Origin of the sequence: Pseudomonas sp. B3(2017), assembly GCF_002113595.1 — a bacterium.
Classification (GTDB): domain Bacteria; phylum Pseudomonadota; class Gammaproteobacteria; order Pseudomonadales; family Pseudomonadaceae; genus Aquipseudomonas; species Aquipseudomonas ekonensis.
The window spans coordinates 266245-282215 of record NZ_NEIU01000005.1; the positions used below are offsets into that span (position 1 = coordinate 266245).

Consider the following 15971-nt stretch of genomic DNA (forward strand, 5'->3'; position numbering starts at 1 on the left):
CTCGGGTCGGGAGAACGGCGGCGGATTAGCGGAAACTGTAATACGGCGCAGTGGGTCGCTGGCAAGTATCGCGTAAAAAACAGCGCGATTGTACACAATGGAAGGTGGCAACACGACTGTACGGCTGTTTGCGGCTTCGGCTGTATCGCAACGCTTCGTTACGTTTGAGTTTAGGCTTGTTCGCAGAATCCGCCGCCCGCCCCTGTCCCCGTCCCCCGTGGGCGCCAGCCTGCCGGCGATGGCGGGCCTCTTCATCAGTACAAGGAACACCGCCGTCATGAACGACGTCACCCACGCCCGGCTGCGCCCGCTGGCCGACACCTCCCCTTCGGCCATCGTCGCCGGGTTCATCGCGATGATGACCGGCTACACCAGTTCGCTGGTGCTGATGTTCCAGGCCGGGCAAGCGGCGGGCCTGACCAGCGGGCAGATCTCCTCGTGGATCTGGGCGATCTCCGTCGGCATGGCGGTGTGCTCCATCGGCCTGTCCCTGCGCTACCGCACACCGATCACCATCGCCTGGTCCACGCCGGGCGCGGCGCTGCTGATCACAAGCCTGGGCGGCGTCAGCTACGGCGAGGCCATCGGCGCCTACATCACCTGCGCCGTGCTGGTGACGGTCTGCGGCCTGACCGGCAGTTTCGAGCGGCTGGTGAAAAAGATCCCGGCGTCGCTGGCGGCGGCGCTGCTGGCGGGGATCCTGTTCAAGATCGGCAGCGAAATCTTCGTCGCCGCGCAGCACCGCACCGGGCTGGTGCTGGGGATGTTCTTCACCTATCTGGCGGTCAAGCGTCTGTCGCCGCGCTATGCGGTGCTGGCCGCGCTGCTGGTGGGCACCGCGCTGTCGGGAGTCCTGGGCCTGCTCGATTTCAGCGGTTTCCGCCTGGAAGTGGCGACGCCGGTCTGGACCACCCCGCACTTCTCCCTCGCCGCCACCATCAGCATCGGCATCCCGCTGTTCGTGGTGGCCATGACCTCGCAGAACATGCCCGGCGTCGCCGTGCTGCGCGCCGACGGCTACAACGTGCCGGCCTCGCCGCTGATCACCGCCACCGGGGTGGCGTCGCTGCTGCTGGCGCCGTTCGGCTCCCACGGCATCAACCTGGCGGCCATCAGCGCAGCGATCTGCACCGGCCCCCACGCCCATGAAGACCGCAACAAGCGCTACACCGCCGCGGTGTGGTGCGGGGTGTTCTACGGCATCGCCGGGGTGTTCGGCGCCACGCTGGCGGCGCTGTTCGCCGCGCTGCCCAAGGAACTGGTGCTGTCGATCGCCGCGCTGGCGCTGTTCGGCTCGATCATCAACGGCCTGAGCATCGCCATGAGCGAGGTCAAGGAACGGGAAGCGGCGCTGATCACCTTCATGGTCACGGCATCGGGGCTGACGCTGTTTTCCATCGGTTCGGCCTTCTGGGGCATCGTCGCCGGCGTGCTGACCCTGCTGATCCTCAACGGCCGCAAGGCGTGAGCGCGAAAGAACGGGCATAAAAAAACGGCGACCCTCAGGTCGCCGTCTTTCATGGAATCAAGCCTGATTGATCGGCTTTTCCGGGTACCACACGTCCAGCAGCGGGCTGACTTCGACGCTGGTCAGTTCCGAGCGGGCCTTCAGCCAGGCTTCAACCTTGGCGCGCTGCTCTTCGCTGACCGAACCGCGCTTGATCGAGCAGATCAGACCGTAGTCGTCGCCGCCGACGTAGCCCAGACCGTTGGCTTCCATGCCTTCCTTGAGGAAAGCGTCGAGGAACGCATCAATGGCCTCTTCGGACAGGTCTTCTTTGAACTCCAGGTTCAGCTCGCATCCCAGCTCTTGAAATTCATCGACGCACAGTTTTTTGCGCAGACGCCGGGAACGGTTAGTCGCCATTGGAACAATCCTCTTGAGTAAATACGGGCGGCACTTTAGCAGTTTAAGGCGCCGATTGCCCGACTCTCTGGCGCGAGCACCCGGCCATCTGTAAAAAAATCATGAAATGGCCCGCCTGCGAAAGGCACAAGCTGTTACACCTTGGGGCATAATGCCGACACTTTCATGACCATCGGGGGCCTTTTCATCCATGCCTCCTTCTTTTTTCCCCTCGGCTGTAGGGTTTTATTTCACATGATCAAATCGTTGCGTCCCCTGCTGTTGGCCAGCCTTCTCCTGCCCCTGGCCCTGCCCGTTTCCGCCGCCGCCATCAACACGTCCCTGACCCCCAACGTCGAAAAGGCCCTCAAGGCCAGCAAGCTGCCGCCCAGTGCGCTGTCGCTGGTGATGGTGCCGCTGGAAGGCCCCGGCACCCCGACCGTGTACAACGCCGACGTGTCGGTCAACCCGGCCTCGACCATGAAACTGGTGACCACCTACGCGGCCCTGGAAATGCTCGGCCCCAACCACCAGTGGAAGACCGAGTTCTACACCGACGGCGACCTGAGCGGCGGCATCCTCAACGGCAACCTCTACCTCAAGGGCGGCGGCGATCCGAAGCTGAACATGGAGAAACTCTGGCTGCTGATGCGCGACCTGCGCGCCAACGGCGTGACCCAGATCACCGGCGACCTGGTGCTGGATCGCAATTTCTTCGTCCAGCCGCAATTGCCGGAATTCAACGACGACGGCAACGACGAGAACAAACCGTTCCTGGTCAAGCCGGACGCCCTGCTGGTCAACCTCAAGGCCCTGCGCTTCGTGGCCCGCAATGACGACGGCCGGGTGCTGGTGTCCGTGGAGCCGCCGATCGCCAGCATCCGCATCGACAACCAGGTCAAGGCGCTCAATTCCAAGCAATGCACCGGCGGCGTGCGCTACAACCCGGTGCCTCAGGCCGACGGCAGCGTGACCGTGACCGTCGGCGGCCAGTTGGGCGAAGGCTGCAGCTCGCAGACCTACCTGTCGCTGCTCGACCATGCCACCTACACCGCCGGCGCCGTGCGGGCGATCTGGAAGGAACTGGGCGGCAGCATCCAGGGCAAGGATCGCCAGGGCGCGACGCCGGGCAACGCCAAGGTGCTGGCCCGTGCCTTCTCGCCGGACCTGGCGGAAGTCATCCGCGACATCAACAAGTACAGCAACAACACCATGGCCCAGCAGTTGTTCCTGAGCCTGGGCCAGCGCTTTCGCAACGAGGCCGACGGCGACGACGCCAAGGCGGCCCAGCGCGTGGTGCGCCAGTGGCTGGCGAAGAAAGGCATCACCGCGCCGCACCTGGTGATGGAGAACGGCTCCGGCCTGTCCCGCGCCGAGCGCGTCAGCGCCCGCGAGATGGCCAGCATGCTGCAGGCCGCGTGGCACAGCCCGTATGCCGCCGAGTACATCAGCTCGATGCCGATCGTCGGCACCGACGGCACCATGCGCAAGCGCCTGAAGAACACCGCGATGCGCGGCGAGGCCCACATCAAGACCGGCACCCTGAACACCGTGCGGGCGATCGCCGGCTTCAGCCGCGACAATAACGGCAATACCTGGGCGGTGGTGGCGATCCTCAACGACAAGGCCCCGTTCGGCGCCTCGTCGGTGCTCGACCAGGTGCTGCTGGACCTGTACCGCCAGCCGAAGGCGCCGCAGACCGCGTCGGTTCTTTAAGCGTTTTCTCTGTGGGGGCGCCTGCCGGGCGGTGCCTTGGCTGACGCCATCGCCAGCGGGCTGGCTCCCACCGGGACATCGGCGACGCCAGAATCCGTGGTCGCCGCACAGCCGTGTGCCAGCGGTGGACGGGTGACGCCATCGCGAGCGGGCTCGCGCCTACCAGGGATCGGTGCTCAGTTCGTCTGCCGCTCCACCCGGTCGCGGCCGCCCTGCTTCGCCGCATACACCCCGGAGTCTGCCCGCAGCAGCAAGGCGTCGGCGCCCTCTCCCGGGCGCCAGCTGGCGATGCCGAAACTGGCGGTCACCGTGCCGACCACGTCCACCGGCGCACTGCGCAGGCCCTGCCACAGCTCCACCGCCAGCATGTAGGCGTGGTCGCCGTCGATGTCCGGGCACAGCACCATGAACTCCTCGCCGCCCAGACGGCAGAACACGTCGGTGCGCCGCAGGCGATGGCCGATGCGCTCGCACACGGCCTGCAGGACCCTGTCGCCCACCGCATGCCCGTACTGGTCGTTGATCCGCTTGAAATGGTCGATGTCGAGCATGATCACCGACAGCTCCCCGCCGCCCCGCTCGACCCGGGCCATCTCAGTGGTCAGCCGCTCCTGGAAGTAGCGCCGGTTGTGGATGCCGGTCAGGGCGTCGGTCACCGACAGGGCGCGCAGTTCCTCTTCTACCCGCTTGAGGTCGGAAATGTCGGAAATGTAGCCGTGCCACAGCACCCCGCCGCCCGGCAGCTCTTCCGGGGTCGCTTCGCCGCGCACCCAGCGCAGGCCGCGCTCGGGCAATTGCACGCGGTATTCCTCGCGCCACGGGCTGAGGTTGTCGGCCGAGGCGCGGATCGATGAGCGCACGCGCGTGGTGTCCTGGGGGTGGATGCGGGTGAAGATCGCCTCGGCGTTGAGCAGCAGCACGTCCGGCTCCAGTTCGTAGATCTCGCGGATCCCGTCGCTGGCGTAGATCACGCTGAAGCGGCCGTCGAACTCCATCTTGAACTGATAGATGCCGCCGGGAACGTGGGCGCTGAGCTTCTTGAGCAGCACGTCCCGCGCCGCCAGGGCTTCGTGCACGCGCTTGCGTTCGGTGATGTCGATGCAGATCGCCAGATGCCCGACCCACAGCCCCTGCTCGTCGAGCACCGGCGTGGCCAGCATGTTCACCGGGATGTGGCTGCCGTCCTTGCGCACCAGCGTCCACTCCCGGGCCTCGTGGCCGCCGACCTCGCCGCCCTCCACCAGCATCGCCTGGCAGGCCGGGATGGTCTTGCCGTAGCGGGCGCTCAACTCCGCGGCCCGTGCGCTCAGTTCCCGGGGAAAGTGCAGGTTCTCCAGGGTCATGTGGCCGATGACTTCGCTGCTGCGGTAGCCGAGCATCTGTTCGGCGCCGGGGTTGAAGGTGTTGATTACCCCGCGCAGGTCGGTGGCGATGATCGCCACCTGGGTCGCCGCGTTGAGCACGCCGCGCAACTGGCCGTGGGTGCCGCGCAGTTCCCGCTCGCTGGCGTGCAGTTCCTGAGTCCGCTGCTCAACCATGCGCAGGGCGCGCTGACGCTGGCTGACCAGCACGTACAGCAAGGCGCTCAACAGCACGCTGAGCAAAATCCCCAGGACGATCTGGCTGCTCACCGAGGAATGGTTGGCCTGCATGAAGGCGGCGCTGGGCTGGATGTCCACCTGGTAGTCGTGGTCGGCCAAGCGCAGCAACTGGGTGGACGACAGATCGCTGTCCCCCGGTTTGTTGGAGGATTCGTACAGCACCTCATGTTGGTCGTCGGTGGACAGGTCGAGGATGCGCACCGTCAGGAAGTCATGGTCTTCGGCCGGCAAGCCGTCCGCCAGCAACTGGCGCATGCTGATCACCGCCATCACGTACCCCTGCGGCTGGCGATCCGCCGCCCCCGCGCGGATGACCGGCGCCAGCAGCAGCACGCCCCGGGCATAGGCCGGCTCGATGCCCACCAGGTGCAGCGGCTGCGACACCGCCATGCGCCCGCTGCGGTCGGCGCGCTCCAGGGTGGTGCGGCGCAGCGGCTGGGCCAGCAGGTCGTAGCCCAGCGGCGTGGGCAGGCGGCTTTGGGTCTGCGTGTAGAGCACCGGCACATAGACGTCGCGATCCCCGGCCACCTGCAATTGACCGTCGGCGTTAAGCTCACGGAACGTGAACGTCGGCAGGCCCTCGTCGCGCACCGCTTGCTCCAGCGCCGGACGTTGAGCACGGCTCACCCGGGGCGCGTAGGAATAGGCTTGGGTGCGCAGCAGAAGCGGCTTGGCATAGCCGTCGAATTCGGCGCGGGACACGGAATCGGAATTGGTGAAGAACCGGCGCAGGCCGTCCAGACGCTGCTCCTGGTCCTGAAAGCGTTCTTCGATGCGGCTGTAGCGTTCGCTGGCCAGCAACTGAAAGCGCTGGCGCAACTGGTTGTGGAACTGATTGACGGTGGCCCAGGCCAGCAACCCCGTGAGAATCGCACCGGCGAGCAGAACCAGCAGCGCGACCAGCCAGGCCGAGACTTCTTCGCTGATGAAACCCAGGATCTTTGGGCGCACGGGGTGCAACGACATAGAGGCCACTCACTACGCCAGTGTTTCCTTGGAAACCCTCATTGGCCGTGAGTTGAGTTATAGCTATTAGCCACTAATTTGGCTAGCACTGATCGGATCCAGGAGCCTTTAAAAATCAAGGCTCTGTGGATCCAATCAGGCCGGGCGTCAACGGGCCGTGATTTTCCAGGCGCGGTGGATTTTGCCGTTACGGGCGAAATCCGGATCGATGGTGCTGGCGGTGATCTCCTCGACCGCATACCGCTCGGCCAGGTTGTCCTCCAGCTGGAACTTGCGGAAGTTGTTGGAGAAGTACAGCACGCCCCCCGGCGCCAGGCGGGCCATGGCCAGGTCGATCAGTTGCACCTGGTCGCGCTGCACGTCGAACACGCCTTCCATGCGCTTGGAGTTGGAGAAGGTCGGCGGGTCGATGAAGATCAGGTCGTACTCGTCACGGCTGTTCTCCAGCCACGCCATCACGTCGCCCTGCTCCAGGCGGTTCTTGTCGGAAAACCCGTTGAGCGACAGGTTGCGCCGCGCCCAGTCGAGGTAGGTCTTGGACAGGTCGACGCTGGTGGTGCTGCGCGCACCGCCCTTGGCCGCGTGCACGCTGGCGGTCGCGGTGTAGCAGAACAGGTTGAGGAACCGCTTGCCGGCGGCCTCCTTCTGGATGCGCATGCGGATCGGACGGTGGTCGAGGAACAGCCCGGTGTCGAGGTAGTCGGTGAGGTTGACCAGCAGCTTCACGCCGCCCTCGGTCACTTCATTGAACTTGCCCTGGGCGCTCTGGCGTTCGTACTGCTTGGTGCCGCTCTGACGCTCGCGGCGCTTGACCACCACGCGGCTCTTGTCGATGTTCAGCGCCTGGGGAATCGCCGCCAGGGCGTCGAACATGCGCACCGAGGCCTTTTCCGGATCGACGGACTTCGGCGCGGCGTATTCCTGGACGTGCACCCAGTCCTGGTACAGGTCGATGGCCATGGCGTATTCCGGCATGTCCGCATCGTAGACCCGGTAGCAATCGATGCCCTCGCGCTTGACCCACTTGCCCAGCGCCTTGAGGTTCTTCTGCAGGCGGTTGGCGAACATCTGCCCGCCTTCGCTCAGGCGCGGCTGCTCGACCGCCGGGGCCGGCGCCGGCTTGATCGGGTTGCCGTTCTTGTTGAACTGGCGTTCCTGCGGCGCGTCCGGCAGTTGGTCGTAGGCCGCCTGCTCGCGCTCGGCCTGGCGCTGCTCCGGGGTGCGGCGCTCGCCGGTGACGAACTGGTCAGGGCGCACCCTGATCAGCAGCAGCTTGCACGGCAGCGCACCGTTCCAGAAGGAATATTGCTTGTGGCTGCGGATGCCCATGCGCTTGCCCAGGTCCGGCGCGCCGGTGAACACCGCCGCCTCCCAGTTCAGGCAGGCTTGGCGCAGGCGTTCGCCGAGATTCTGGTAGAGGTACAGCAGGCTGGCTTCGTCGCCCAGACGCTCACCGTACGGCGGGTTGCAGATCACCAGGCCTTTCTGGTTCTGATCCGGGCGCGGCTCGAAGGTCGCCACTTCGCCCTGGTAGATCTTGATCCACTCGCTCAGGCCGGCGCGCTCGACGTTGTTGCGGCCCGGCTGGATCAGCCGCGGATCGGCCTCGTAGCCGCGGATCCACAGCGGCGGCTTGGCCAGGCCGGCGGCGGCGCGTTCCTGGGCTTCGTCATGGAGCTTGCGCCACAGCGCCGGCACATGGCCCAGCCAGTGGGTGAAGCCCCAGTGCTCGCGGCGCAGGTTGGGCGCCATGTCGGCGGCGATCATCCCCGCTTCGACCAGGAACGTGCCGACGCCGCACATCGGGTCGGCCAGCGCGCCGCCCTCGGCGGCGATGCGCGGCCAGCCGGCGCGGATCAGCACCGCGGCCGCCAGGTTTTCCTTGAGCGGCGCCGCGCCCTGCTGCAGACGGTAGCCGCGCTGGTGCAGGCTGTGGCCGGAAAGGTCGAGGGACAGGATCGCTTCGCCGCGGTCCAGGCGCAGGTGGATGCGCAGGTCCGGGTTCAGCTTGTCGATGGAAGGACGGTCGCCCTGCGGCGTGCGCAGCTTGTCGACGATGGCGTCCTTGACTTTCAGGGCGCCGAAATGGGTGTTGTCGATGCCCGAGCCGTGGCCGCTGAACTCGACGGCCAGGGTGCCGTCGCTGAGCATGTGATCCTGCCAGTCGATGTCGTGCACGCCGTCGTACAGGTCGTCGGCGTTCTTCATCGAAAAGCGTTTGAGCACCAGCAGCACGCGGTTGGCCAGGCGCGACCAGAGGCACAGGCGGTAGGCGGTTTCCATGGTGGCCATGCCACGCACCGCGGAGGTGTGTTCGCGGGCCTCTTCAAGGCCAAGCCCGACGGCTTCCTCGATGAGCAGGCCTTCAAGGCCTTTTGGGCAGGTGAGGAAGAGTTCGAAACGATCGGACATGGTATTTCCAGAGCCTTTGGCTGTGTGGGCCGGCAACGCATCGCCGACCCGGTTTTCAATCAGGCGCTTTTCTGCAAGAGCGCCCGCGTGGCACGAAGGTGTGCCGTTCCATCCCCCGCTGCTCGGGTCAAAAGAGCTTAGATGCCGGGACAGATAAAAAAGTTGATGCAACAAAATGACTCAAAGCAACCCTTCGTCGAATAGTACCTGACTGCAAGCGTGGGTCATTCTCACTAATGGATTAACCCCATCATCCGACGCAGCGCCGATCATACCGGGGTTTAGCCAATAAACATTGGAAAAATACGCTGTTACTTATCGCCATAGCACGCTTTTCGTTACGTCCTTATGACAAAACGGTCATTCCCTCGATGTGACTCATTGGTTAGAACTGACTCCAGGTTGACGTCGCAACGGCGTCAACACCTTGGCTCGCCACGCCGGCAGCGAGCCGCCAACGGCAGAGTTTTTCTGCCTGACCCCGATGGGGGTCGACGCGACACAAACAGTCAACAAGTGAGGGAAACACCCTATGAGAAGACTTAAGCGTGATCCGTTGGAAAGAGCATTTTTGCGCGGATATCAATATGGCGTTGGTGGCAAATCCCGTGAGCTTTGCCCATTTACTCTACCGTCGGTACGCCAAGCCTGGATCAACGGCTGGCGGGAAGGACGCGGCGACAACTGGGACGGTATGACCGGCACTGCGGGAATCCACAGACTCAACGAACTTCACGCCGTCGGCTGACACAGGGCACTAATTCCGACACGACAATCTGAATTCGCAACGATTTAACCACGCACGTCCTTCCCGGACGGCGGGCTACGGCCCAGGGGCTCCTTCGAGGAGCCCTTTTTTATGCCTGACCGTATCCCGGCAGCGCTCCCGCCGACACCATCGCCAGCAGGCTGGCTCCTACAGAATCCGGCGGTCGCCAAAAATCCCTGTGGGAGCCAGCCTGCCGGCGATGGCGTCCTAGACTTCAGCGCAGGGCGGCGATCGCGTCCACGGACTCGCGGATCAGCGCCGGGCCCTTGTAGATGAAGCCGGAATAGATCTGCACCAGGCTCGCGCCCGCGGTGATCTTCTCCGCCGCGTGCTTGCCTTCAGTGATGCCGCCGGCCGCAATGATCGGCAGACGCCCGCCCAGTTCGGCAGCCAGCACCTTGACGGTGTGGGTGCTCTTGTCGCGGACCGGCGCGCCGGAGAGGCCGCCCGCCTCGTCGCCGTGCTCCATGCCTTCGACGCCCGCGCGGCTCAGGGTGGTGTTGGTGGCGATCACCGCGTCCATCCCGGTCTCGATCAGCGCCTGCGCCACCTGGGCGGTTTCCTCATCGCTCATGTCCGGCGCGATCTTGATCGCCAGCGGCACATGCTTGCCGTGCTGCAGGGCCAGTTCGGCGCGGCGCGCCGCCAGGTCCGCCAGCAGTTGCTTGAGCGAATCGCCGAACTGCAGGCTGCGCAGGCCCGGGGTGTTCGGCGAACTGACGTTGACCGTGACGTAACTGGCGTGGGCGTAGACCTTCTCCAGGCAGATCAGGTAGTCGTCCACCGCGCGCTCGACCGGGGTGTCGAAGTTCTTGCCGATGTTGATCCCCAGCACGCCCTTGTACTTGGCCGCCGCGACCCGCGCCAGCAGGTTGTCCACGCCGAGGTTGTTGAAGCCCATGCGGTTGATGATCGCCTCGGCCTCCGGCAGGCGGAACAGCCGGGGCTTGGGGTTGCCCGGCTGCGCGCGCGGGGTGACGGTGCCGATCTCGACGAAGCCGAAGCCCAGCTGCGAGAAACCGTCGATGGCCGCGCCGTTCTTGTCCAGGCCGGCCGCCAGGCCCACCGGGTTGGGGAAGTCCAGGCCCATGACATTCACCGGCACCTGCGCCGGGGCCTTGCACAGCAAGCCGTTGAGGCCCAAACGCCCGCCCGCGCCGATCAGGTCCAGCGACAGATCGTGGGAGGTTTCCGGGGAGAGTTTGAACAACAGCTGACGGGCCAGGGTGTACATGGTCGGCGATGACTCGGGCGGCGAAAAGAGGCGGCGATTATAGCCGGGCATCCGCCTGGCGCGCGAGGCGCACGCGCAAATCGGCCCGCGCTGGCATATGCCTTGCACCCACCATTCCATCCGCCCGCGAGCCAACGTCGGCCGGCGGGCAAAGACAAGGGCGTCGTCACCCGGCATTGCACGGACAAGGCCGGGGGACGACGTTTTTTTTGAAGCCGCTTTGGCAGGTGCTTGCGATGAATGAACCCTCCGCCGGGCCCTTGGCCTGGGTCAACGGCAGCGACGCTCCGGAAAAGAACGCGATCGACCTCGGCTTCATGGCCCTGAGCGACTGCGCCTCGGTGGTGGTCGCCGCCACCCAGGGCTTCGCCCAGCCCTATGGCCTGACCCTGAACCTCAAGCGCCAGAGCTCCTGGGCCAACCTGCGCGACAGGCTGGTCAGCGGCGAACTGGACGCCGCCCACAGCCTGTACGGCCTGATCTATGCCGTGCACCTGGGCATCGGCGGCGTGGCGCCCACCGACATGGCGGTACTGATGGGCCTGAACCAGAACGGCCAGAGCCTGAACCTGTCCCACGGTCTGCAACGCCTGGGGGTGACCGCTCCTGAAGCGCTGGTGGCCCATGTGCACCAATCCCGGGCAAAACTGACCTTCGCCCAGACCTTCCCCACCGGCACCCACGCCCTGTGGCTCTATTACTGGCTGGCGAGCCAGGGCATTCACCCGTTGCGGGACGTCGACAGCGTGGTGGTGCCGCCGCCGCAGATGGTCGCCCACCTGCAGGCCGGGCGCATCGACGGCTTCTGTGCCGGCGAGCCCTGGGCCGCCGCAGCCGTGCAGCAGGACCTCGGCTTCACGATGGCGACCACCCAGGCCCTGTGGCCCGATCACCCCGAGAAAGTGCTGGGCTGCACCCGCGCGTTCGTCGAGCAATACCCCAACACCGCCCGGGCCCTGGTGATGGCCGTGTTGGAAGCCAGCCGCTTCATCGAGGCCAGTACGGAAAACCGGCGCAGCACCGCGCAACTCCTGAGCGCGCCGCCCTACCTGGACGCGCCGGCCTCGTGCATCGAGCCGCGCTTTCTCGGCGACTACGCCGACGGCCTCGGCCACCGCTGGCAGGATCCGCATGCATTGAGTTTCCACCGCGAAGGCGCCGTCAACCTGCCGTACCTCTCCGACGGCATGTGGTTCATGACCCAGTTCCGTCGCTGGGGCCTGCTGCGCGACGACCCGGACTACCTCGGCGTCGCCCGCCAGGTGCAGCAACTGGCGCTGTACCGCGACGCCGCCGCTGCCGTTGGCGTGCCGGCAGGTTTCGCCGACATGCGCAGCAGCCAAATGATCGACGGCAAGGTCTGGGACGGCAGCGACCCGGCCGGCTATGCCCGCAGCTTCCGGCTGCACGCCCTCTGCGACAGCGCGCTGTCGCTGGCCCGCCGCTGACAGGAGACCGCGAACATGCTGCGCATTCTGCTGATCAACGACACCGCAAAAAAAGTCGGACGCCTGAAGGCCGCGCTGACCGAAGCCGGCTTCGACGTCATCGACGAATCCGGCCTGACCATCGACCTGCCCGCACGCGTCGAAACGGTGCGCCCCGACGTGATCCTGATCGATACCGAGTCACCGGGCCGCGATGTGATGGAGCAAGTGGTGCTGGTCACCCGCGACCGGCCCCGGCCGATCGTGATGTTCACCGACGAGCACGACCCCGGCGTGATGCGCCAGGCGATCAAGTCCGGGGTCAGTGCCTACATCGTCGAAGGCATTCACGCACAGCGCCTGCAGCCGATTCTCGATGTGGCCATGGCCCGCTTCGAAAGCGACCAGGCCCTGCGCGCCCAACTGCTGGCCCGCGACCAGCAGTTGGCCGAGCGCAAGCGCATCGAACTGGCCAAGGGGCTGCTGATGAAAATGAAGGACTGCAACGAAGAAGACGCCTACACCCTGATGCGCCGCCAGGCCATGAGCCGCCAGCAGAAACTGATCCAGGTGGCGGAGCAGATCATTGCCATGAGCGAGCTGCTGGGCTGAAACCACCCTGCAAGCCGCTACGGGTTGCCTGCGGTTGGCACAAATCTGGCTAAGCACTCCACACAGGTAACCAACGGCGGTTGCCCCACCCTACGACAAAGACGTCGCTCATCTGCCTCGCCCCTGCGGCGATCCGGATAGCGGCGTCTTTGCGTTTTGGCCCCACTGACCGGGGCCGGTGGTGCGGCCGTGGCGGCGCGCCACCGGCTGGCATGACCCCTTCTCGGGACGACGGCTCCCGAGCCATTCACAGCTGAGGTGCGCGATGAATTCAAGCTTCTGGAAATCCGGCCATGCCCCGACCCTGTTCGCGGCCTTCCTCTATTTCGACCTGAGCTTCATGGTCTGGTACCTGCTCGGCCCGCTGGCGGTGCAGATCGCCGCCGACCTGCACCTGACCACTCAGCAGCGCGGCCTCATGGTGGCGACGCCGATCCTGGCCGGCGCGGTGCTGCGCTTTCTGATGGGCATGCTCGCCGACCGGTTGTCGCCCAAGACCGCCGGGCTGATCGGCCAGGTGATCGTGATCGGCGCATTGTTCGGTGCCTGGAAACTGGGCATCCACAGCTACGAACAGGCGTTGCTGCTGGGCCTGTTCCTCGGCATGGCCGGCGCCTCCTTCGCCGTGGCCCTGCCGCTGGCCTCGCAGTGGTATCCGCCGCAGCACCAGGGCAAGGCGATGGGCATCGCCGGGGCCGGCAACTCCGGCACGGTGTTCGCCGCGCTGATCGCCCCGGTGCTGGCCGCCTCGTTCGGCTGGAACAACGTGTTCGGCTTCGCCCTGATCCCGCTGCTGCTGACGCTCGCGGTGTTCGCCTGGCTGGCGAAGAACGCGCCGGAACGCCCGAAGGCCAAGGCCATGGCCGACTACTTCAAGGCGCTGGGCGATCGCGACAGCTGGTGGTTCATGTTTTTCTACAGCGTCACCTTCGGCGGCTTCATCGGCCTGGCCAGCGCCCTGCCCGGCTACTTCAACGATCAATACGGCCTGAACCCGGTGACCGCCGGCTACTACACCGCCGCCTGCGTGTTCGGCGGCAGCCTGATGCGGCCCTTGGGCGGTGCGCTGGCCGACCGCTTCGGCGGCATCCGCACCTTGCTGGCGATGTACACCGTGGCAGCGATCTGCATCGCGGTGGTCGGCTTCAACCTGCCGAACTCCTACGCGGCGCTGGCGCTGTTCGTCTGCACCATGCTGGGCCTGGGCGCGGGCAACGGCGCGGTGTTCCAACTGGTGCCGCAGCGCTTTCGCCGGGAGATCGGTGTGATGACCGGGCTGATCGGCATGGCCGGCGGCATCGGCGGCTTCGCCCTGGCGGCGGGCATGGGCGCCATCAAGCAGAGCACCGGCAGTTATCAACTGGCGCTGTGGCTGTTCGCGAGCCTGGGCGTACTGGCCTGGTTCGGCCTGCACGGCGTCAAGCGCCGCTGGAGAACCACATGGGGTTCGGCCGCCGTGACCGCCGCGCGGGTCTGAGCCGACCATGGCGCTGCAACTGAGTTTCGCCGAAGCCACCGCCACCGGCCCGCGCCCGGAGAACCAGGACGCTTTGCGCCTGGTCACCCCGGCCCCGGCGCTGGCGGCGAGCAAAGGCTTTCTGTTCGCCATCGCCGACGGCGTCAGCCAGTGCGCCGACGGCGGCCTGGCCGCCCGTTCGACCTTGCAGGCGTTGGCGCTGGACTACTACGCCACCCCGGAGACCTGGAGCGCGGCCCAGGCCCTGGACCGCCTGCTGTTGGCGCAGAACCGCTGGCTGCAGGCCAACGGCGGCGGTCAGCCGCTGCTCACCACCGTCAGCGCGCTGGTCATGCGCGGCCAGCGTTTCACCCTCGCCCACGTCGGCGATTGCCGGGTGTACCGCTGGCACGCCGACACCTTGCAACGGGTCACCGAGGATCACGTCTGGGAGCAACCGGGCATGCAGCACGTGCTCAAGCGCGCCCTGGGCCTGGATCAGCATCTGGTGCTGGATTTTCTCGACGGCGAACTGCGTGCCGGCGAGTGCTTCGTGCTGCTCAGCGACGGCGTGTGGTCCACGCTGAGCGACACGGCGATTGCGGCGACATTGCGCGACCAGCCGGACCTGGCCGTGGCCGCCCGCACGCTGGTCGCCGCCGCCCACCTGGCCGGCAGCCAGGACAACGCCAGCGCCTTGCTGGTGCGGGTGGACGCACTGGGCGAAGCGAACATCGGCGATGCGCTGATCCATCTGCAGCAGTGGCCGCTGCCGCCGCCGCTGAAACCCGGACAGGCCTTCGAAGGCTGGCAGGTGCAAGGCCTCATCGGCCACAGCCAGAAATCGATGCTGTACCGCGTGCTCGACCCGCAGGGTCAGGCCTGGCTGCTCAAGACCCTGCCGACACACTTGACGGACGATTCCCACGCAGGCCAAGCCCTGCTGTCCGAGGAATGGTTCCTGAAACGGGTCGCCGGGCGGCACTTTCCCGAAGTCCATGCGGCAACCCAGCGTCAGCATCTGTACTACGTGATGCGCGAATACGCCGGGACGACCCTCGCCCGGCTGTTCGAACAGCACGGCCCGTTGCCGCTGGCGCAATGGCGCGAGTTGGCCGAACGCCTGCTGCGTGCGGTGGGCCTGCTGCACCGCCGGCAGATCCTGCACCGCGACATCAAGCCGGAGAACCTGCTGCTGGGTGACGACGGCGAGCTGCGCCTGCTGGATTTCGGCCTTGCCCACTGCCCGGGGCTGTCGCGGGACAGCACCGACACGCTGCCGGGCACGCCCAGCTACATCGCCCCCGAGGCCTTTCGCGGAGAAGCGCCCGCACCGTCGCAAGATCTCTATGCGGTGGGCGTGACCCTGTACTTTCTGCTCACCGGGCATTACCCCTTCGGCGAGGTCGAAGCGTTCCAGCGCCCGCGCTTCGGGGTGCCGGTCAGCGCCGCCCGCTACCGGCCGGACGTGCCGGAATGGCTGGCGCAGTGCCTTGCGCGCGGGGTGGAGGCCGATCCCGCGCAACGCTACGAGACCGCCGAAGAATGGTTGCTGGTGCTGGAGCACGGCGAACGCCGCAGCCTGAGCGTCCGGCCCCGGCCTTTGCTGGAGCGGGAACCGCTGAAGGTCTGGCGGACGTTGGCGCTGGTGGGGTTGCTGGGCAACCTGACGCTGCTGTTCCTGTTGTTCCATGGCTGACACCGGGGCGCTTCTTTCGCGGGCGTGCGCCCCATTTGCGGGCAACCCGCTTCGATTCAGTGCGAAACCACGGGCCTCCCGCCACCCCGATCACGGCCCACCCCTTGAAAACCGCCGGATGCAGCCAGTTGGCACAACCGCTGCATTACCGTTTGCAACACACATAAAGCGCAGCCTTCAACGACGAAGGCCGCGCTTCCCGAGCGAACGGGATCAGGACAAAGGCGTCCTCG

11 protein-coding genes are annotated in these 15971 nt (G+C 66.1%); 7 read left to right on the forward strand and 4 right to left on the reverse strand.

Annotated features, from left to right (window positions below):
* Positions 1-277 precede the first annotated feature (277 nt).
* The gene (locus CAG33_RS10035) at positions 278-1468 is read left to right on the forward strand and encodes a benzoate/H(+) symporter BenE family transporter (protein ID WP_085638207.1); all 1191 of its coding nucleotides are present in this window, start codon (positions 278-280) and stop codon (positions 1466-1468) included.
* Between the two features lie 57 nt (positions 1469-1525).
* Here CAG33_RS10035 and CAG33_RS10040 read toward each other — a convergent pair whose 3' ends face one another.
* A complete protein-coding gene (locus CAG33_RS10040; RefSeq protein ID WP_085577587.1) occupies positions 1526-1867 on the reverse strand; it encodes a YggL family protein in 342 nt (113 codons plus the stop codon).
* Positions 1868-2101: 234 nt separating this feature from the next.
* Between CAG33_RS10040 and dacB the strand changes: the two genes are divergently transcribed.
* A complete protein-coding gene (gene dacB / locus CAG33_RS10045; protein ID WP_085577588.1) occupies positions 2102-3562 on the forward strand; it encodes a D-alanyl-D-alanine carboxypeptidase/D-alanyl-D-alanine-endopeptidase in 1461 nt (486 codons plus the stop codon).
* A gap of 176 nt (positions 3563-3738) precedes the next feature.
* On the opposite strand, the gene CAG33_RS10050 is transcribed toward dacB, so the two are convergent.
* Positions 3739-6129 (reverse strand): diguanylate cyclase, encoded by a 2391-nt coding sequence (locus tag CAG33_RS10050; protein ID WP_085577589.1) that lies wholly within the window; start codon positions 6127-6129, stop codon positions 3739-3741.
* 147 nt (positions 6130-6276) lie between these two features.
* Positions 6277-8541, reverse strand: coding sequence for a bifunctional 23S rRNA (guanine(2069)-N(7))-methyltransferase RlmK/23S rRNA (guanine(2445)-N(2))-methyltransferase RlmL (rlmKL, locus tag CAG33_RS10055; protein WP_085638210.1), 2265 nt, complete (start codon positions 8539-8541; stop codon positions 6277-6279).
* A 532-nt stretch (positions 8542-9073) separates the two neighbouring features.
* Here rlmKL and rmf point away from each other — a divergent pair.
* The gene (gene rmf / locus CAG33_RS10060) at positions 9074-9289 is read left to right on the forward strand and encodes a ribosome modulation factor (protein WP_003223300.1); all 216 of its coding nucleotides are present in this window, start codon (positions 9074-9076) and stop codon (positions 9287-9289) included.
* 235 nt (positions 9290-9524) lie between these two features.
* Here the strand turns inward: rmf and CAG33_RS10065 are convergent, their stop codons facing one another.
* Complete coding sequence (locus CAG33_RS10065) at positions 9525-10544, reverse strand: quinone-dependent dihydroorotate dehydrogenase (protein ID WP_085638213.1); 1020 nt, start codon at positions 10542-10544, stop codon at positions 9525-9527.
* Positions 10545-10780: 236 nt separating this feature from the next.
* Between CAG33_RS10065 and CAG33_RS10070 the strand changes: the two genes are divergently transcribed.
* From CAG33_RS10070 to CAG33_RS10085, 4 genes are all read left to right on the forward strand, one after another.
* Positions 10781-11992, forward strand: coding sequence for a CmpA/NrtA family ABC transporter substrate-binding protein (locus tag CAG33_RS10070; protein WP_085638216.1), 1212 nt, complete (start codon positions 10781-10783; stop codon positions 11990-11992).
* 15 nt (positions 11993-12007) lie between these two features.
* The gene (locus CAG33_RS10075) at positions 12008-12583 is read left to right on the forward strand and encodes an ANTAR domain-containing response regulator (protein ID WP_085577593.1); all 576 of its coding nucleotides are present in this window, start codon (positions 12008-12010) and stop codon (positions 12581-12583) included.
* Positions 12584-12848: 265 nt separating this feature from the next.
* Complete coding sequence (locus tag CAG33_RS10080; protein ID WP_085577594.1) at positions 12849-14060, forward strand: NarK/NasA family nitrate transporter; 1212 nt, start codon at positions 12849-12851, stop codon at positions 14058-14060.
* 7 nt (positions 14061-14067) lie between these two features.
* On the forward strand, positions 14068-15738 hold the full coding sequence (locus CAG33_RS10085) for a bifunctional protein-serine/threonine kinase/phosphatase (RefSeq protein ID WP_085638219.1): 1671 nt from the start codon (positions 14068-14070) through the stop codon (positions 15736-15738).
* Positions 15739-15971: the final 233 nt, after the last annotated feature.